The organism is Xanthomonas arboricola pv. populi (assembly GCF_002939945.1).
GTDB classification, from domain to species: Bacteria; Pseudomonadota; Gammaproteobacteria; order Xanthomonadales; family Xanthomonadaceae; genus Xanthomonas; species Xanthomonas arboricola_A.
The window spans coordinates 349,393-365,927 of sequence record NZ_MDEB01000004.1 but is presented as its reverse complement, the minus strand read 5'-3'; the positions used below and the strand labels follow the sequence as shown (position 1 = coordinate 365,927).

Below are 16,535 nucleotides of genomic sequence, written 5' to 3'. Positions count from 1 at the left end.
GAAGTTGCAGCGGACAAAACATGAACTGTACGAACTCTGGCAACTGTTCTGGCACTACCAACGTCGGCACCTGCAACGTGAAATCCCCCCCTCCGCGTTGATTGCGAGGCGACACATGTTTTCAGACGAAAATATTGCGGAAGCGTTGTCACCGAGAATTCAGTCTCTCATCGTCTTACCTACCGAGAAATGTAATTTTAGATGTGCATATTGCTATGAGGATTTCAGCATAGGAAGAATGCAAGCCCCCGTAATTTAGGGGACTCAATAATTTTATCAATAATCGCGCACCACATATAGACTGCCTTTCCATTTCATGGTTTGGCGGAGAACCTTTACTAGCACAATCAGTAATAAGAGAAGTCGGACGTCATGCCCATGCTGTCAGCGGGGTACATGGCATTAAATTCAGAGCGGGCATGACTACAAATGGCTACCTTTTGACAGCTAAACTTCTTGAGGAACTTTTAGAAATATCTCACTCCGAATATCAGATTACCTTGGACGGAGACAAAGAGTGGCATGACAAAACAAGAATAACAGCAAAGAAAGAGGGTACTTTCGAAAAAATTTGGGGCAACCTAATTTCATATAAGAAATTGCCATTCGATTTTGATATATCGCTAAGACTTCATCTACACCAAGAAAATATAAGCTCCATGAAACGCTTATATTCCATGCTCGCCGAGCACATACTTACAGACAAGCGCTTCTCTGCTTCTTTTCACAAAGTCTCAAATTTGGGAGGCACTAGCGAAGTTTTTCCCATAATACCTCTTGATCGAAAATCTTACTTGGACGCAATTGACTATGTGGTGCAGGACTACCAGTCGATATCGAGCCCAGGAAGACCTCTATCGGAAGAGCACCTTGATAACTATATTTGCTATGCATCAAAACCCAACTCGCTTGTAATTCGTGCAAATGGAGGTGTGGCGAAATGCACGGTAGCACTGAACGACGAGAGAAATGACATCGGAGTTCTCCAAGAAAATGGAGAACTGGACATAAAAAACGAAAAATTAAGGAAGTGGATGCATGGCTTTCCTGAACTATCGGCGCAAAGTTTAGGCTGTCCTTTATCCACGCTCACATGACGAGGCGACGATGCCCATCCGCATTGATCCCAAAAAAGTGACTTTGCAAAGTGATGGAACACCCAAGATAGACGATCCGTCAGTCATATCGCGAATCGATGCTATCGCTCGACAATTATTCTCCCCTCAGGCGACCACGAACAGCGTATGTAACGGAGAAAATTTGTCTTGCTCAAATACCTCTAATTGCACTAATTCTGGCAACACAAGGTGTAGCAATAGTGGAGCGTGTTTCACGCCAAGCCCGCCTGGTGGGCGCAATTAATTGAGAGGCTTCCGATGAAAAACATGAAGGCAGATGAACGTCGCCGCTTTTTGAAAGGAGCAGCTACTACAGCGCTTCTAGCAGCATCGCCTATCGCCGCTTACTCGGCACAGCAAGCAGACTCTAATGCGGTACATCGGGCAATTCCTGAAAGTCAGACATTAGAACTCAAGGTTCGTGGCGATTTGAGCGGGAGAGAAATTGACCTTCAGCTAATCCCCGGCGAAATTTCCCCCGTCTTAAGCTTGCCCAACAACAGAAAATATCGAGTAAAGGCCTCAATAATCCGCACGGACCCTCGGTTCGGACACATCTATGCGCTTGTTTTGGCAGATGCAAATGGAAAGACCCTTGCGGAAATGAATATTGCGGGAAACACCACCGCGACATTCAGCGACCACAGCGTTCAGATATATCTTCTCTCAATAGAACAGGCCACCTGATCAGCGATAAAAGATCTCAGGGGACCATATTCTTGAAATTCATTCAAAAAAAATTAGGGCCCGCCAATGGCGGGCCCTAATGCGCGCAATTGTTTACTTCGCAGCAGCGTCACCGGCCTTGGCCTGCAGGGCTTCGGTGGTGATGCGGATCTTCACTTCGTCGCTGACGTTCGGAGCGTACTGGCCCACGCCGAAGTCGGTGCGCTTGATGGTGGTGGTGGCGTCGAAACCGGCGGCCGGCACCTTCTTCATCGGGTGCTCGCCGGCACCGTTGAGGGTGACGTCCAGCACGACCGGCTTGGTCTGATCCTTGATGGTCAGGTCGCCGGTGACGGTCAGCTTGTTGGGGCCGGCCGCTTCGACCTTGGTGCTCTTGAAGGTGGCGGTCGGGAACTTGGCCGCGTCGAAGAAGTCACCGCTCTTCAGGTGCTCGTCGAACTTGGCGGTGAAGCTGTTCAGGCCCGACAGCGGCAGGGTGACCTGCACGGTGGACTTGGTCACATCGGCCGCGTCGTACACCAGGGTGCCGTCGACATTGCCGAAGTGCGCGGTCGGGTTGGAGAAGCCGAAGTGGCTCCACTGCGCCAGCACGTCGGTGTGGCTCGGGTCCAGCGTGTAGGTGCCCGAGGCAACTTCCACCGCCGGCGCGGTCGACTCGGCGGCAGCAGGTGCCGGAGCAGCAGCGGCATCGGCCGGTGCGGTGGCGGCCGGGGTTTCGGCGGCCGGCGCGGCAGCATTGTCGGCCGGCTTGGAGCAGGCGGCGATGGCCAGGGTCAGGGCGAGTGGCAGCAGCAGTTTGTGGGTGGTCTTCATTGAAACTCCTTGAGATGAGGAACCGCATTGGATCAACGCGGATGGAACAGACGCAGACGGACGAGGACTGCAGGAAAGTGGAAACGTGCGCCTGGGGCGAATGGCACGAGGCGCGGTCGTCAGATGGTGCGGGTGGCACGCCCCGAAACCGGAGTGTACGTGGCTCCCTGCGTGCCGGAGGGCCCAGCTGCGCGCGCCCGACGGTGCGCGCAGCCGCTGCGCCCGCCGCTGTTACTCGAAGCGGGCGGCTTCGTCGAAGCTCAGGCGCGGCAGCCGCGGGAACAGCCCGGCCGGATCGCCGTAGCCAAGATTGACCAGGAAGTTGGACTTGATCGGCGTACCGGCAAAGAACGCCGCATCCACCTTGGCATTGTCGAAGCCGGACATCGGGCCGGCATCCAGACCCAGCGCACGTGCGGCCAGGATCAAATAGGCGCCCTGCAGCGAGCTGTTACGGAACGCGCCGGTCACGCGCATCTCGCGCGAACCCTCGAACCAGCTCTTGGCGTCGGCATGCGGGAACAGGTACGGCAGCTTTTCGTGGAACTCCTCATCGGAGCCGATGATCACCGTGACCGGCGCGGCCAGCGTCTTGGCGGCATTGGCCTCGGACAGCGCCGGGGCGAGCTTCTGCTTGCCCTCGGGCGTGGTCACGAACACGAAACGCGCCGGCGACCCGTTGGCCGCGGTGGGGCCCCACTTCAGCAGATCGTAGAGCTCACGCAACTGCGCTTCGCTCACCGGCTTGTCGAGAAAGGCGTTTTGCGTGCGGGCGGTGCGAAACAGCTGATCCAGCGCGGCAGCGTCGAGCAAGTCGGACATGGAGACTCCGGGAAGCAAGGGAATGGGCGACAGTAGGGTGCAGCACCGGCGCCAGCGTGAAGACCCGCAGTGTAGAGTGACGCGATTGCTGCAACACACGCTCAATCTGAAACAAATCTATGTCGGATCTGAAACGATGGCGCTGACCTGGGCCGTGAGCGACGGCCGCGCCGGCAATGCACGCCAGGCCGAGGCATTGGCGCAGGCGCTGCACTCCGCGCCGGTCACCGCGCTGCATCTACAGGCCCGCGCACCGTGGCGGTGGGCCGCACCGCGTCTGTTGCCGCGTGCGCAGGCTGCTTTCGGAGCCGGCTTTGCCCGGCAATTGCAGCAGCCGCCGGCGCTGGCGATCGGCTGCGGGCGCCAGGCAGCGCTGGCCACCCGGCTGCTGCGCGCGCGCGGCAGCCGGGTGGTGCAAGTGCTGGACCCACGCCTGGACCCGCGCCACTGGGATCTGCTGATCGTGCCCGAGCACGATGCGCTGCGTGGCGCGAACGTGATCACATTACTCGGCAGCTTGAATCCGGTGGACGACGCCTGGCTGGCCGCCGGGCGCGCCGCCTTCGCCCCGCTCGGCGCGCTGCCCGGCCCACGCGTGGCGCTGTTGATCGGCGGCCCGACCGCGCAGGTGCCCTGGACCACCCAGGCGCTTGCGGCGCTGTGCACGCAACTGCGCGCACATGTACTCGCGGCCGGCGGCAGCCTGCTGGTCACCACCTCACGGCGCACCCCGCCCGAGGCGATCGCAACGCTGCGCAAGGCGCGTGCAGGCATGCCAGGCCTGCTGTGGTGCGACGAGCGCGACGGGCCCAACCCGTACGCCGGCCTGCTAGGCTGGGCCGATGCGATCGTGGCCAGTGCCGACTCGGTCAACCTGCTCTCCGAAGCCTGCGCCACTCGGGTGCCGGTGGCAGCGGCGTTTGCCGGACAGGCGCAAGGCCGGGTGGCGACGTATGTGCGGGCACTGCAGGCGCGTGGCCGTCTGTGCGATGCCGGCGATGTTTTCGCAGCGCCGCCGCAGCTTCACCCATTGCGCGAAACCCAGCGCATCGCCGCACTGGTGCGTGCGCGCCTGCACGTATGATGGTGCCGCCGCCGATGCCACGGGGCAGACACAAGGACGATGCACTCCCCATGCAACTTGCACACAAACGGCGCGGTTGGCCTGCAACGACGCTGTTGCTCGTCTCCCTGACGTGCGCACTCCCCGCCCTTGCCGCGCCGGTATGCACTCCGCACTATCCAACGCCCGCCACGCTGGCGGCGATGTTCGACATGGCCAGGTCAACCCAACAGGCGCTGGATGCAGTGGACGATGCGCAGGTCGTGCTGCTGGCACGCGGTGGTCAGGATCTGAGCCGCTATGGCTTGAAACACAGCCATCTGGCCTTCGCGCTGCGCGAGGACGACGGCACATGGCGGGTCAAGCACCTGCTCAATCACTGCAAGTCGGACAACTCCGAGCTGTATCACGAAGGCCTGAGCAACTTCATCGGCGAAAGCGCCCTCACCGCAGATCTGCGCGTTGGCGTGCTGGCACCGGCGCTGCAGCAGCAACTACGCACCTTGTTGCAGGATCCAGCCACGCTGGCGCATGCGCTGCACGAAGCGCGCTACAGCATGATTGCCTACCCGTTCTCCACCGATTATCAGAACTCCAACCAGTGGGTGCTCGAAGTGCTGGCGGCGGCTTTGGCCGCGACCAACGCAGCAGATGCGACATCTGCACCGGTGAGCGATCGTCGCAGCGCACAAGCCTGGCTCAAGCGCAACGGCTACCAACCTACGCGCCTGCATCTGGATCTGAGCAAGCGCATCGGCGCACGTTTCTTCGTCGCCAATGCCGCAGTGACCGACCATCCCGCCGGCGAGCGCATCTCCGGCAATTATTCGGTGATCACGGTCGAGTCGGTGTTCGATTTCCTGCAGCAACAACAGATGCTGCAGCAGGATCATTCCATTCCACACAGCGTCACCACGCACGGAGCGTCCCCATGAACATTCCTCTTCGATCTGCCTGCCTCGGGTTGTTGCTGGCCGTCTCGTTCGGCCAGCCGCTGCCGGCCAACGCAGGCTTGACCACGATCACCCGCGGCGATGCCTCTGCGATGTCGGCGATCCTGGTGATCTCCGCGCCGTATTTCGTGTCGTTGGCGCTGGGCCATAGTGCGGTCGCAGGCTCGGAAGCACTCAGCGACGCATCGCACAAGGCCTCCGCCGGGCCGTTGCCGCCGATGCGGGTCAAGTCGGTGGAGAAAACCACCGACGACGGCTGCGAAGTGCAGTTGCAGGATCCGGCAAACGCCGAGAACACGGCACTGTTGCGCTGGCCGGCACGCCAGGACGACCCGACTGCGGGCTTTCGCGTTGGCGAGACGGTGACCTTCCAGCCGAGCCCGGCCGGTGCCGGCTGGACGGTGCAATCGCCACAAGGCCAGGCGCTGGCGTTCGTGCCGACTGCAGAATCCGCTGCGCAGAACAGCAGCAAGACCTGGTGACGATGTCTTCGGCGGCGTGTGCGTGCTGGCGTTGCTGACTGACACTGGTGGCGCGTCGGCAGGCGCTCAACTGCAGCGCCACGCCACGCAGGATCGCGAACGCATCGCGTAGTTGCGCACCATCAGCGATCCGGATTGCGTCACCCCACCCTGCTGGCGGCCATGCGTTGACCGGCACGCTGGTTGAACCGGCAGCACGCTGCCGTCTCGTGCATGCGCATTGGCGCACTGGCCCGCATGCGCCAACGCGCGGATAATCCGCGCTGCCCTGTCACTGCCGCACCGTCATGTCCAGCAGCACGCCGACGCCGTTCACCCCACTCACTGCGCGCGCATTGGCGTGGGCGGTCTTGGCCATGGGCGCGGTGGTGCTGTTGTCCAACATCCTGGTGCAGTACCCGATCAACGATTGGCTGACCTGGGGCGCGTTCTCGTATCCGCTGGCGTTTCTGGTGAGCAACCTGATCAATCGCCGCTTCGGCCCACGCGCGGCGCGCAAGGTCGCCTGGTGCGGCTTTGCGCTCGCGGTGGCGTTGTCGCTGTGGCTGGCCACCCCGCGCATTGCGGCGGCCTCGTGCACCGCCTTCATCGCCGCGCAGTTGCTGGATATCAGCGTGTTCGACCGGCTGCGCCGTGGCAATTGGTGGCGCGCGCCGATCGTGGCCACCACCTGCAGCGCCACGCTGGATACGACGATCTTCTGGAGCATCGCCTTTGCCGGCGCGGGCCTGCCGTGGATCAGCTGGGCGGCCGGCGACCTGGCAGTGAAGCTCGGCATGGGCGTGTTCCTGCTCGGCCCGTTCCGCGCACTGCTGTGGCGCAGTGCGCCGCGACCGCAGGGCTGACCGGCTCGCCTGCGCACAGGCAATCAGGCCAACACTAGGCGCGGTGCAGGGACGCCATTCCAACGCACCCGCGTTTCTGCCAACCCGGCCTGCGCGCTGCACTCGTCTCACCCCGCAACGCCAGCTACCGGCCAATCAAGGCGGTGGTGTTGCCGCGTCCTTGCCGAGCGGAAACTCCAGCCCTTGTGCGTGCGCGGTAGTGAAGATGCTGTGCCGTGCCTGCTCGATGGCAGGCGTTGGCGGGATCAGCCGCGGCCGGCGATCCAGCGTGCAACTCAGGCCCGCTTCCACCAAGGTGGCATGCGCCTGCTGCAGCGGTGCGGCACGCTCGGCCGGCAGCCATTGCGCCTGCACCAATGCATCGATCAAGGCGGGCGTGGCGCAGGCCAGCAGCAGCGCCGGATGGTGTGCGGCCTGGCCGAGCACGCCGGCCTGCAGGACGAATTCCAGATCGACCAGGCCGCCGGCGCCCTGCTTGAGATCCAGTCGCCCCGCATCGCTGCGATCCAGTTCGCTGCGCATGCGCGCGCGCATCTTGCGCACGTCCTCGTGCAGCAGCGCGGTGTCGCGCACGCGTGTCAGCGTGTCGCCACGCACCTGCGCGAAGGCCGCGCAGAGCGCCGCATCGCCGGCCACCGCACGCGCACGCACCAGCGCCTGATGTTCCCATGTCCAGGCGCGGGCGTGCTGATAGTCGCGGTAACTGGCCAGCGAGGACACCAATGCACCCTTGCCGCCGTCCGGGCGCAGCCGCACGTCGATCTCGTAGAGACGGCCGGCGCCGGTTTCGGCGGCCAGCAAGGTCATCACCTTCTGCGCCAGCCGCGCAAACCAGCGCCCGGCGTCCAACGGTCGCTTGCCATCGGAGGCTTCCACCTCGCGTGGATGGTCGTAGAGAAACACCAGATCCAGGTCCGAGCCGAAGCCCAGTTCCAGGCCACCCAGACTGCCGTAGCCGATGATGGCGAACGTACCGCCCGGCACCTGCCCGTGCGCGGCGATCAGTTCGCGGCGCGCCAGCTGCAGCACCGTCTGCACCACTGCTTCGGCCAGCCAGGCCAGCTGCTGGGTGCTGTCCACGGCCTGCTGGCGGCCATCGAGCGTGGCCAATGCAATGCGGAAGCTCAGGGCGAGCCGGCGCTCGTTGAGTTCGCGCAGCGCCGCTTCGGTATCCTCGATCCGCAGGGTGCCCAGGCACGCAGCCTGCAATGCGTCGCGGTCGGGCAACGGACCGCTGATGCGGGTGTCGAGCAGTTCGTCCAGCAACAGCGGATGCGCAGCCAGGCGCTCGGCCAGCAGGGCGCTGCGCGAGAGCACATCGACCAGGCGTGCAAGCGCGCTGGGTTGTTCGTCCAGCAGGGCCAGGTAGCTGGTGCGGCGCAAGGTGGATTGCAGCAGGCCAAGCATGCGGCGCACGGCGGCATCGGGTTGGCTGGCGCGGGTGGCCGCATGCAACAGCGCCGGCATGACACGGTCCAGTCGCGCGCTTGCAGTATCAGAGAGCGCACGCACGCCGGAGGACTGCGCAAAATCGGCCAGCACCTGATGCGCGCCACCTGGGTCGTGCAATCCAATGCCGGCCAACGGTGCGGCATCGCCTTCGGGCAAGGCGCGCCAGTAATCGGCAAGCGCATCGGGCGCGCTGGTGCGGACACGCGGTGCCAGCAGCTCGGCAAATTCGGCGGCAACGCGCGCGCGTTGCGGCGTGAGTGCCTGCAACAAGGCCGGCCAATCCGCATGGCCCAGGCCCAATGCGATACGTTCGCGATCCAGTGGCGCCTGCGGCAAGGCATGCGTCTGTGCATCGCGCAACATCTGCAGACGATTTTCGAGCCGGCGGAGGAAGCGATACGCCTCGGTCAATGCGTGCCCGTTGTCCGCATCGATCTGGCCTGCGTCGACCAGCGCCTGCAGGGCAGGCAGCAGGCGACGCTCGCGCAGGCTCGGTTCGCGTCCGCCGCGAATCAGCTGCAGCGATTGCGCCAGGAACTCGATCTCGCGAATGCCACCCGGCCCGCGCTTGATGTCGTCCAGACGATCGTGCCGGGCGACTTCTGCAGTGATCGCCGCCTTCATCTCGCGCAAGCCGTCCAGCGCGGTGAAGTCCAGATACCGCCGGTAGACGAAGGGGCGCAGCGTTTCCAGCCAGGCTTCGCCGGCGTCGATATCGCCGGCCACCGCGCGCGCCTTGAGCCAGGCATAGCGCTCCCAGTCGCGCCCTTCGCGCTGGAAGTACTGGTCCATGCCGGTGAACGACAAGGCCACCCGCCCGGCCGTGCCGAATGGACGCAGGCGTAGGTCCACGCGATGGCTGAACCCATCGGCGGTGGTTTCGTCGAGCAGTTTGGCCAGCTGCTGGCCCAGGCGTGCGAAATATTCCTCCGCCGCCAGCGGGCGGTCGCCATCGGACTGGCCGCCCTGCGGATACGCATAGACCAGATCCACATCCGAGGAAAAATTCAGCTCGCCCCCCCCGAGCTTGCCCAGCCCGAACACCACCAGCCGCTGCACACTGCCGTCTTCGGCAATCACCTGGCCGTGGCGATCGCGGAATTGCTGCTCCAACGCCTGCAGCCCACATTGCAGGCAGGTTTCGGCCAGGCGGGTGGCACCGGCCAGGGTGGCATCGACACTGTCCAGATCGAGCACATCGCGCCAGACCAGGCGCGTGGATTCGGCACTGCGGTAGCGCCGCAACTGCGCCGGCCAGGCCTGGGGCTGTGCGGGGTCGAGCACCGGCAGTGGCAACGGCGGTGGATCCGGCTGCGCCAGGTGCTGCAGCAATGCCGGCTGGCGCGCCAAGGTATCGAGCGCGAACTCGCTGGCGAGCGCGACCTGTTCGAGCCGCCGATCGACGTCATCGCCCGGCCAGGGCTGGTCGGCCGGCACGGCATGACGGACACGCGCCACAGCCCGCTCGATCAGGGCGGTGAGCGCAGGAGACACGGATGAGGTAGGCGGCGACATGCGCCGATTCTGGCATCCCTGCGCGATGGCGGCACGTGCCTGCAGTTGGTCCTTAGCGGTAGAGCAGTCGATCTGGAGCTTGGCTGCCGGGCCCTTGCCCGCCCACCCTCGCAGGACACGCTGCAAGTACGTCCATGTAGCTCTTACGCGGCATCCATGCCGCGTAAGGTCCCGCCACGGTGGGCGGACAAGGACCAGTCAAGATGACCGGTGTGTGTGGCCTTCAAACAACAGCAAACTACAGCACGTGCCAACCCATCACGCCGCATGCGACGCAGCCCACCAGCACTGCCAGCCACGCACTCCAGCGCGGCGCGTACGCCAGGCCCAACGCCACCCACAGCGCGGCCACGCTGACAAACCCCAGCCACAACAACGTGCCCACCGTGCCGCCCCAAGCGAGCACGCACAGCACCAGCGCGGCGATCAACAGACAGACAGCCATCGCACGCAGCAACCATCGCTGCATGGTCGGCGCAGTGCGGCGACCGCTGAGCTGCTCGTAGTGGCGATGCATCGCCACCGCCAGGGCCATCATTGCGGCGTGGCAGAGCGCGGTGCCCAGCAGCGCGGTGATCAACCCATCCATGGTGGATGTCCCAGCAACCAGCTCGCACCACCCAGCGCGGCGATGCCCACGCCCAGCCAGCCCCACATGCGCAATGCACTGCGCGCACGAAACATCCACAACACGACGACCGTGTAGATGGCGAAACTCAGCAAGGTCGTGCCCAGCACCGATACCGCAGGCGACACGCCGGCAAACCGCGACAGCAGCTGTGCCAGCACACTGCAGCCAGTGGACGTCAGCGCATAGCCGCCGGCACTGGCAGCGAGCACGCGACCGGCAACCGACCAGCGGTAGCGCGTCACCGATGCGGTACTCGAAGCACGCTTCACAACACGTCCATCGCGGCAGCGGCGCCACGCCTGGTGCGTGCCGGCACCGGTCGCACGGCATTGCGGTGCGACCGATGCGCCGCATAGGCAAATGCAACGCCGAAGACGAGCGAGACCAGCTCGACCCCGGCGCGTTGCGGGTCGCCCGCAGCCAGGTACACGCCCAGATGCTGCCCGGTGGTGACCGCATTGAGCAGGGGCAAGCCGACACACAGCAGCGCGGTCATCGCCAGTTGCTCCACCCATGCACGCGCGGGTGGGCGCAGCAGCGCATGCAGCAGCGTGGCCGCCCATACCCACAGGAATGCGTGGATTTCGATCTGGCTGCGCGCGGCCTGCGCAGCCGGCACCAGGCGGTTTGCATAGAAATACGCGATGCTGGCCAACGCGGTTCCCGCAAGCGCGGCGACGTTGAGCGCTTCCACCACCCGATAGATGCCGGCGGTGGCCGCGCCGAACTCCTGCTCGCTACGCCGACGCCGCTTGATCGAAAACAGCACCGTGCCGGTGGCCATCATCAACGTTCCGGCAAGGCCGCAGACGAAATACAGCCACTTGCTGGTCCAGCCGCCGAAACCGGCCACGTGCAAGGTCTTGACGACCTCTTCCACATCCTGCGCGTGCAGCTCCGCACGTGCGGCATCCGCGTGCCGCTCCAGCAGCGCGCCGCTGTTCGCGTCGAATACGATGCTGTTGGCTGGATTGAGCAGGCGCCGCGAGCTGCCGGTCTCGCCCACGCGCGCGATCACGCGCAGCCTGCTGTCGGGTCGATCGGGTCGCTCGATCACCAGCGTTCGCGCAGGCGCACCGTTGAGCGAGTCTGCACGCTGCACCAGCTCCGGCAGATAGGCGGGCACGCTGTTGACCGCGGCATTGCCTGCGCTGGCCGCAGGCAATGCCGACGACAGATCATCGGCATAACGCGTGGACGCGTCCTCGTCGCTGCCATACAGCGCCCGCAACGGCGCGGGCATGTAGCTGGTGTAGAAATACGCCAGGCCGGTGTAGACGATCATCAGCAGGAACGGCAGCGTCAGCACCGCCGTGGCGTTGTGCGCGTCCAGCCACGAACGCTGGCCCTTGCCCGGGCGGAAGGTGAAGAAATCCAGAAAGATCCGCTTGTGTACGATCACCCCGGACACCAGCGCGATCAGCCCGCACATCGATACCCAGCCCACCAGCCAATAGCCGGGAATGCCGCCGTGCAAGGTGTAGTGGAAGCTCATGAAATGCCGGCCGCCTTCGGTCTGCCGGCCCCACGGAGGCGGCAGCAGCTCGCCGCTCCCGGGGTCCAGCGCTGCCTGATCCTGGCCATCCGATGTGCGCCAGAACAGCGTGAGCGCCTCACCCCGATGCGCGGGCAAGGTGATCCGCCACATGCGCGCCTGCGGCGCAAGCTGATGCAGCTGCGCCAGTGCACGCGGCACCAGCGCGTCTTCCGACAGGACCGTGTGCGTACTCGCACTCGGCAGGGCGGGTGCGGCCTGCATCCAGCTGGTGATCGGATCGCGAAACACGCTGAGCGTGCCGGTCAGGAAAATCGCGCACAGCAACCAGCCGCAGCTCAGGCCGCACCAGGTGTGCAGCCAGGCCATGCTTTGGCGAAAGCCTTCTTTCATCCGGCACGCGCCATGCACCACCGCAGCACGGGTGCACGCATCACAGCGCGCCGCGCAGGGTCACCATCACATTGCGCGGTTCGCCGTAATAGCGCCCGTTAACGAAGCTCGACAAGGTGGTGTAGTAGTGCTTGTCGAACACATTGTTGAGATTGACCGCCACCGACCATTGCCGGTTGAACTGATACCGCGCCAATGCATTCCAGACCGCACGCCCCTGGATCGGCGCGGTGGCAGTGCCGATCTGCCGATACGCTGCGCTTTGCGCGCTGACACCGCCACCGACGGTGACATCCTGCAGCACGCCCGGCAGGCGGTAGGTGGTCCATACCCGCAGCAGATGCTTGGGCGTGTAGCTGTTGAAGGTCTGGCCCTGGCTGCTGACATCCTGCAGGTAGGTGGTGCGGTTGAAGGTGTAACCGGCAAACACGTTCCAGTCGCGCAGCACCTCGCCGCTGACTTCGGCATCGAACCCGCGGCTGCGCACCTTGCCGCTGTCGATGTAGCAGAAGTCGTTGTTGCGGCAGGTGGGGCCGGTGCTCAGGTCGGCCTGGGCGCGATTTTTCTGCTCGATCTGGAACAGCGCGAACGCGCTATTGATGCGCCCCTCCAGCCACTCGCCCTTGATGCCCAGCTCGTAGTTGGCGCCGGTCATCGGCTTGAGCATCTCGCCGGCTTCGGTCTGCGCGTTCTGCGGCTGAAAGATGTCCGCGTAGCTGGCGTAGGCCGACCAGGTCGGGCTCACGTCGTACAACAGGCCGGCGTACGGCGTGACCTGCCCGGTCTCGCGGGTGTGCTCGACCGATTGCGACGGCGACAGCCCTGTGGTGGTGGTGTTCCAGCGGGTGTCGTACCAGCTCACGCGGGTGCCGACGATGGCTCTCAGCGGATCAGTCAGCTGCCAACGCAAGGCGCCGTACAAGCCGAATTCGCGCGAGGTACCATGCCGCGCCTCACGTGCGTTGGCGAAGATTTCTTCGTCGCTGATCGCCCGCACATTGCGCTGCAGATCGAACACGTTGAAAGTCTGGAAGTTGTTTTTGTTGCCGTAAACGGTATCGACCGTGTTCTCGGCGAAATTACTGCCCAGTACCAACTCATGCCGGCGGCCCAGCGCGTTGAAGTCCCCGATCACATTGGCATCGAAGCCGAACGCATCCGCATCGGAAATGGTGCGCGCCGCCAACAAGGCGCCGGTGCCGGTGGCCGGATTGATCGCGCGGCTGGAGCTGGCGTATTTCAGATCGTGCAGTTCGCGTACCTGCACCGCACTGAGCTTGAACACCCAATCGGCATTGAAGCGGTGGTCGAGGTCCAGATACAGCCCGCGATTGGACGAGGACTGCCGGTTCCAGGACGCACCCAGATTGGTCTGGCGCGGCAGGCCGATATCGCGGCCATCGCTGAAACTGGGCAAACCACCGAAGAACGGCCGGCCTTTCACCTGTTCGTAGCTCACGCCCAGGCTGAGCTGGGTCTGCGGCGAGAGCGTGTAATCGAGCGTGCCGTAGTACGTGGGCGTGCGACGTTTGACGCCATCCACGAACGCGCGCTGGTCCTGATAATCGATCACCCCGCGCGCGCGCAGTGCGCCATCGGCGCTGAGGTTGGCGCTGCCATCGATCAGCGCACCGTAGCGATCCCAGCTGCCGCCCTGCACCATCACGCTCACACCCGGCACATCCAGCGGGCGCTTGCGCACCAGGTTCACCGCGCCACCGGGATTGCCCGCGCCCTGCAGCAGGCCGGCCGCACCGCGCAGCACTTCGGCGCGATCGTAGATGCCCATGTTGGCGCTGTAGTTGCTCGCCCGGCCATACATGCCGCGATTGAGCGGCACGCCGTCGTACTGCACCGTGGTGATGTCGAACCCGCGCGAATAGATGTACTTGCCGCCCTGCGGGCTCTGCACGATGGTGATGCCGGTGGTGCTGGCCAGCGCGTCGTAGACCGAGGTGATGTTCTGCTCGTCCATCAACTGACGGGTGACCACGCTGATCGACTGCGGGATGTCCTTGAGCGACTGCTCGCCGCGGCCGATGCTGACCGCACGCGCGGTATAGCTGCCGGTGCCGCTGGTGGTCGCACTGCGGTTGGCCTGCGCGGTCACCTTGATGGTGGGTAACAGCCACGCCTCCACCTCGCTTTTGGTCGCGCTTGGCTGCGGCGCGGCGCGCAGCACGTAGCCGCCGGTCTGCAGCTGCACGGCCTGCAAGCCGCTGCCAGCCAGCAGCGCAACCAGGGCGGCCGGTGCGGTATAGCTGCCCTCCAGCCCGGCAGTGGTCTTGCCGTCGGTCTGCGCGGCAGTGAAGCTCAGCAACAGGTTGGCCGAACCGGCCAGCTGACGCAGCGCCGGTGCCAACGGGCCGGCGGGGATGCGATAGGTCTGGCGTGCATCCTGCGTGGCAGGGGAGGTCTGGGCGCTTGCATCGGGCATGCCCGCACACAAGGCCAGGCTGCACAGCGCAACCGCCACGGCCGTGCCGAGGGGCCGCGGCACGGCCTGCACCAGGGCGTTGCGCTGCAACGACGAAGAAGAGAGTTGGCCGCGGCGGCGGGCAGGGATCGACATGCTGTTTCCACAAAGGTTTGGTGTCGCACTGACACCGTCATTGGGGAGGTGCCACAACTGCGGCGATCGGGCAGCCCGGATGCGAACTTTTTTTCGGCGACGTGCCGCCTGGCAGCGCCTCAGCCCTGCCCGGCCGCCTGCACTGTCACCCAGTAACGGCTGCGCCGGCTCACCCGCACCGGTAGCACGCTGGGCAGCATCGCCAGGATGCGCTCGGTGTCGTCCAGCGGAAACACGCCGGAGACGCGCAGGCCGCCCACCTGCGGGTCGCAGCGCAACAGCCCGGAGCGATAACGGCCCAGTTCGGCGATAAAGGCATCCAGGCGCCACTCGTCGGCGATCAGCTGCCCGCGCACCCAGGCCGCGGCCTGTGCATCGACCGGCGCGATGGCGCCGAGCGCATCGGCAGTAAAACGACACTGCTCCCCTGCCTGCACGCGCCCCACGGCCTGCGCGAGAGCATGTGGCCGCACCTCCACCGCACTTTCCAGCACGCTCAGCTGGGTGTCGTGCTCGTCCTGGCGCACGCAAAAGCGTGTACCCAGCGCGCGGATATCGCCCTGCGCGGTGCGCACCAGCAAGGGCCGTGCATCGTGGCCCGCGCCCAGCGCGTGCGCGCTGGTCACCATGATCTCGCCGGCCAGCAGCTGCAGCAGCCGCTGTTGCGCGTCGAACCGCACATCGATGGCGCTGCGCGTGTTGAGGGTGATGCGGCTGCCGTCCTGCAACTGCACCTCGCGGCGCTGCCCCGTCGCAGTGGCGTAATCGGCGGTGGCGCGCTGCCAGCGTTCGGTACGCGAGGCCAGCACGCCGGTGGCCCCGGCCACCCCGCCCCACAGCAGCAGATTCAGCGCCTTGCGCCGGCCCGGCGATGCCTGCCCGTTGCTGCCGGCATACGGCGACAGGCTGCGATAGGCCGCCTGCGGGGTCAGCGTCTTCAGCCGCCCGGTCACCGCCTCGATATGCGCCCACGCCCGCGCATGGTCCGGATGCGCATCGCGCCACTGTTGCCAGCGCTGCAGCTGCGCCTGGCTCGCGGTACCGGACATCAGCACCGTCAGCCACTCGGCAGCCTGATCGGCGACCTGCGCACTGATCGGTTGCCCGCCGGCCAGCGGTGCTCGCTGGTCACCGGCGGCGCGCGCGCGGCGTGAGGCGGCATCAGCCATCCGTGCGGCTCACGCCGACAGGGCGAACAGGCAATGCCGGTTGGCACGCGTGAGATATTGCTTGACCGAGCTGCTGGACACGCCCAGCCGCTGCGCGATCTGCGCGTAGCTCAGCTCCTGCAGATGCGCCAGCAGAAAGGCTTCCTTCACCTTGGGCGGCAGGCCATCCAGCGCCTGGTCCACCTGTTGCACCGCTTCCAGCGCCAGCAGTTGCAGCTCCGGCGACGGCGCCAGTTCTTCCGGCAGCGCAGCCAGCAGTTCCAGGTAACTGGTTTCCAGCAATTTGCGCCGCTGCCGGTGCGCCATCAAGCGGCGCGCGATGGTGGCCAGGAACGGGCGTGGCTCGCGGATCTGGTCGGCGGCCCCGGCGCTGATCACGCTGATGAAGGTGTCCTGCGCCAGGTCGGCAGCCACGAACGCATCGCCCAGCTTGCGCCGCAGCCAGCCCTGCAGCCAGCCGTGGTGGTCGGTGTACAGGCGCTCCACCTGTTGATGAAGCGCGCCTTGCGTGACCGACACGATGAC

15 protein-coding genes are annotated in these 16,535 nt (G+C 64.9%); 6 read left to right on the top strand and 9 right to left on the bottom strand.

The genetic code is table 11. The features are described 5' to 3' along the window. Positions 1-419: 419 nt before the first annotated feature. Both XaplCFBP3123_RS21250 and XaplCFBP3123_RS13805 read left to right on the top strand, forming a co-directional pair. Positions 420-1,097: a radical SAM protein gene (locus XaplCFBP3123_RS21250; RefSeq protein WP_146091347.1), complete on the top strand. Its 678-nt coding sequence runs from the start codon at positions 420-422 to the stop codon at positions 1,095-1,097. Positions 1,098-1,376: 279 nt separating this feature from the next. Further along, on the top strand, positions 1,377-1,805 hold the full coding sequence (locus XaplCFBP3123_RS13805; RefSeq protein ID WP_146091346.1) for a twin-arginine translocation signal domain-containing protein: 429 nt from the start codon (positions 1,377-1,379) through the stop codon (positions 1,803-1,805). A gap of 93 nt (positions 1,806-1,898) precedes the next feature. Here XaplCFBP3123_RS13805 and XaplCFBP3123_RS13800 read toward each other — a convergent pair whose 3' ends face one another. Together XaplCFBP3123_RS13800 and XaplCFBP3123_RS13795 are read right to left on the bottom strand one after the other, a co-directional pair. After that, complete coding sequence (locus XaplCFBP3123_RS13800) at positions 1,899-2,618, bottom strand: YceI family protein (protein WP_104534542.1); 720 nt, start codon at positions 2,616-2,618, stop codon at positions 1,899-1,901. A 231-nt stretch (positions 2,619-2,849) separates the two neighbouring features. After that, positions 2,850-3,440, bottom strand: a complete 591-nt coding sequence (locus tag XaplCFBP3123_RS13795; RefSeq protein WP_104534541.1) for a malonic semialdehyde reductase — start codon at positions 3,438-3,440, stop codon at positions 2,850-2,852. A 136-nt stretch (positions 3,441-3,576) separates the two neighbouring features. Here XaplCFBP3123_RS13795 and XaplCFBP3123_RS13790 point away from each other — a divergent pair, with 136 nt between their 5' ends. The 4 genes from XaplCFBP3123_RS13790 to XaplCFBP3123_RS13775 all read left to right on the top strand — a co-directional run bounded on the left by XaplCFBP3123_RS13790 (position 3,577) and on the right by XaplCFBP3123_RS13775 (position 6,783). After that, positions 3,577-4,524, top strand: coding sequence for a mitochondrial fission ELM1 family protein (locus tag XaplCFBP3123_RS13790; protein ID WP_104534540.1), 948 nt, complete (start codon positions 3,577-3,579; stop codon positions 4,522-4,524). A 50-nt stretch (positions 4,525-4,574) separates the two neighbouring features. Continuing rightward, the gene (locus XaplCFBP3123_RS13785; protein WP_104534590.1) at positions 4,575-5,438 is read left to right on the top strand and encodes a DUF2145 domain-containing protein; all 864 of its coding nucleotides are present in this window, start codon (positions 4,575-4,577) and stop codon (positions 5,436-5,438) included. After that, complete coding sequence (locus XaplCFBP3123_RS13780) at positions 5,435-5,938, top strand: hypothetical protein (protein WP_104534539.1); 504 nt, start codon at positions 5,435-5,437, stop codon at positions 5,936-5,938. The genes XaplCFBP3123_RS13785 and XaplCFBP3123_RS13780 overlap by 4 nt, the downstream gene beginning before the upstream one ends. A gap of 287 nt (positions 5,939-6,225) precedes the next feature. Beyond that, on the top strand, positions 6,226-6,783 hold the full coding sequence (locus tag XaplCFBP3123_RS13775; RefSeq protein WP_104534538.1) for a VUT family protein: 558 nt from the start codon (positions 6,226-6,228) through the stop codon (positions 6,781-6,783). A 135-nt stretch (positions 6,784-6,918) separates the two neighbouring features. On the opposite strand, the gene glnE is transcribed toward XaplCFBP3123_RS13775, so the two are convergent. The 7 genes from glnE to XaplCFBP3123_RS13740 form a co-directional block, all read right to left on the bottom strand. After that, entirely contained in the window at positions 6,919-9,750 is a 2,832-nt protein-coding gene (gene glnE / locus XaplCFBP3123_RS13770) for a bifunctional [glutamate--ammonia ligase]-adenylyl-L-tyrosine phosphorylase/[glutamate--ammonia-ligase] adenylyltransferase (protein WP_104534537.1), read from the bottom strand. Positions 9,751-9,988: 238 nt separating this feature from the next. Beyond that, complete coding sequence (locus XaplCFBP3123_RS13765) at positions 9,989-10,339, bottom strand: DUF3325 domain-containing protein (protein ID WP_104534536.1); 351 nt, start codon at positions 10,337-10,339, stop codon at positions 9,989-9,991. Beyond that, positions 10,327-10,650: a hypothetical protein gene (locus tag XaplCFBP3123_RS13760; protein WP_104534535.1), complete on the bottom strand. Its 324-nt coding sequence runs from the start codon at positions 10,648-10,650 to the stop codon at positions 10,327-10,329. Before XaplCFBP3123_RS13760 ends, XaplCFBP3123_RS13765 begins: the two co-directional genes overlap by 13 nt. Beyond that, positions 10,647-12,245, bottom strand: a complete 1,599-nt coding sequence (locus tag XaplCFBP3123_RS13755; protein WP_253254207.1) for a PepSY-associated TM helix domain-containing protein — start codon at positions 12,243-12,245, stop codon at positions 10,647-10,649. Before XaplCFBP3123_RS13755 ends, XaplCFBP3123_RS13760 begins: the two co-directional genes overlap by 4 nt. Before the next feature lie 64 nt (positions 12,246-12,309). After that, a complete protein-coding gene (locus XaplCFBP3123_RS13750; RefSeq protein WP_172453260.1) occupies positions 12,310-14,841 on the bottom strand; it encodes a TonB-dependent siderophore receptor in 2,532 nt (843 codons plus the stop codon). Between the two features lie 119 nt (positions 14,842-14,960). Beyond that, on the bottom strand, positions 14,961-16,010 hold the full coding sequence (locus XaplCFBP3123_RS13745; protein WP_104534533.1) for a FecR domain-containing protein: 1,050 nt from the start codon (positions 16,008-16,010) through the stop codon (positions 14,961-14,963). 9 nt (positions 16,011-16,019) lie between these two features. Further along, positions 16,020-16,529: a sigma-70 family RNA polymerase sigma factor gene (locus tag XaplCFBP3123_RS13740; protein WP_104534532.1), complete on the bottom strand. Its 510-nt coding sequence runs from the start codon at positions 16,527-16,529 to the stop codon at positions 16,020-16,022. Positions 16,530-16,535 lie beyond the last annotated feature (6 nt).

Coding starts and splice junctions, on each gene's coding strand:
- XaplCFBP3123_RS13765 (WP_104534536.1), bottom strand. CDS start 10,339: ATGGATGGGTTGATCACCGCGCTGCTGGGCACCGCGCTCTGCCACGCC.
- XaplCFBP3123_RS13785 (WP_104534590.1), top strand. CDS start 4,575: ATGCAACTTGCACACAAACGGCGCGGTTGGCCTGCAACGACGCTGTTG.
- XaplCFBP3123_RS13805 (WP_146091346.1), top strand. CDS start 1,377: ATGAAAAACATGAAGGCAGATGAACGTCGCCGCTTTTTGAAAGGAGCA.
- XaplCFBP3123_RS13775 (WP_104534538.1), top strand. CDS start 6,226: ATGTCCAGCAGCACGCCGACGCCGTTCACCCCACTCACTGCGCGCGCA.
- XaplCFBP3123_RS13795 (WP_104534541.1), bottom strand. CDS start 3,440: ATGTCCGACTTGCTCGACGCTGCCGCGCTGGATCAGCTGTTTCGCACC.
- XaplCFBP3123_RS13790 (WP_104534540.1), top strand. CDS start 3,577: ATGGCGCTGACCTGGGCCGTGAGCGACGGCCGCGCCGGCAATGCACGC.
- XaplCFBP3123_RS13745 (WP_104534533.1), bottom strand. CDS start 16,010: ATGGCTGATGCCGCCTCACGCCGCGCGCGCGCCGCCGGTGACCAGCGA.
- XaplCFBP3123_RS13750 (WP_172453260.1), bottom strand. CDS start 14,841: ATGTCGATCCCTGCCCGCCGCCGCGGCCAACTCTCTTCTTCGTCGTTG.
- XaplCFBP3123_RS21250 (WP_146091347.1), top strand. CDS start 420: ATGACTACAAATGGCTACCTTTTGACAGCTAAACTTCTTGAGGAACTT.
- XaplCFBP3123_RS13755 (WP_253254207.1), bottom strand. CDS start 12,245: ATGGCCTGGCTGCACACCTGGTGCGGCCTGAGCTGCGGCTGGTTGCTG.
- XaplCFBP3123_RS13780 (WP_104534539.1), top strand. CDS start 5,435: ATGAACATTCCTCTTCGATCTGCCTGCCTCGGGTTGTTGCTGGCCGTC.
- glnE (WP_104534537.1), bottom strand. CDS start 9,750: ATGTCGCCGCCTACCTCATCCGTGTCTCCTGCGCTCACCGCCCTGATC.
- XaplCFBP3123_RS13800 (WP_104534542.1), bottom strand. CDS start 2,618: ATGAAGACCACCCACAAACTGCTGCTGCCACTCGCCCTGACCCTGGCC.